The following is a 1020-nucleotide window of genomic DNA, read 5'->3' as shown; positions in this document are numbered from 1 at the left end:
GCCACCCTGGCCGGCCTGGACGGTCGCAAGATGAGCAAGAGCTACAGCAATACCATCCCGCTGTTCGTACCGCGCGAAGAGCTGAAGAAGCTGGTGTTCTCCATCCTCACCGACTCGCGCATGCCCGGCGAGCCGAAGGAAACCGAAGGCTCGGCGTTGTTCCAGATGTACCAGGCCTTCGCCAGCCCGGAGCAGACCGCCGCGTTCGCCAAGGCCTTTGCCGACGGCATCAGTTGGGGCGACGCCAAGCAGCAGTTGTTCGAGCGCATCGACGCCGAGCTGTCGCCGCTGCGTGAGCGCTACAACGCGCTGATGGCAGAACCCGAAAAGATCGAAGCGATCCTGCGCAGGCGTGGCCAGCAGCTGCGCGAGCAGTTCGCCATCCCGCTGCTGAAGGAGCTGCGCTATGCCGTGGGCCTGCGCGATCTGTCCGCCGCCGGTGACAAGCCCAAGGCCACAGTCGCTGCCAAGGCGGCGTTGCCGTTGTTCAAGCAGTACCGCGAAAAGGACGGCCGCTTCTACTTCAAGCTGCTCGATGGTGAAGGCGAACTGCTGATCCAGAGCGAAGGCTTTGATTCACCGCGTGATGCCGGCCAGCTGATTGCCGTACTCAAGCAGGCCGAGCAGGGCGATGCGCTGCAGAGCGAGCTGTTCAAGGTAGAAGTGGAAGTGGAGCCGGTGCTGGCGGCATTGCGCGAACTGCGCGAGGCTGCGGCAAAGGAATGATCCCCCGGGGAGGAGCACGTCGATGGCCTGGTTGTCGTTGTTGTTGTTTCTCCCCTGGTTCTGCGTGATGGGGGCGCTGTACTGGTGGTTTCCGCGCCAGCCGCGTAGCCGCAGGCGCAGGCTGTTTGATACCGCCATGCTGGTGCTGGCCCTGGTGGCCAGCATCGGCTTCATGCTGTGGGGCTATCAGGTGGGTGCAGCCGAGGTCCCCGAGGGCCTGTGGAAGCAGATCCTGGCGGTGCTGTATGCCTATGGCGGCTTCCTGGCGGTGATGGTGCTGGCGCTGCTGGCGAG

At 64.1% G+C, this 1020-nt stretch carries 2 protein-coding genes; both read left to right on the top strand.

Annotated features, from left to right (window positions below; genetic code table 11):
- A partial coding sequence (locus ABB27_RS18745; RefSeq protein WP_152984692.1) for a tryptophan--tRNA ligase occupies positions 1-726 on the top strand: 726 nt, incomplete at its 5' end.
- Between the two features lie 22 nt (positions 727-748).
- Positions 749-1020, top strand: a 272-nt coding sequence (locus ABB27_RS18740; protein ID WP_057630813.1) for a hypothetical protein, incomplete at its 3' end; no start/stop codon positions are given.

The organism is Stenotrophomonas terrae (assembly GCF_001431465.1).
Lineage (GTDB): Bacteria > Pseudomonadota > Gammaproteobacteria > Xanthomonadales > Xanthomonadaceae > Stenotrophomonas > Stenotrophomonas terrae.
The sequence above is the reverse complement of the archived record's forward strand: the minus strand, read 5'-3'. Positions and strand labels throughout refer to the sequence as shown.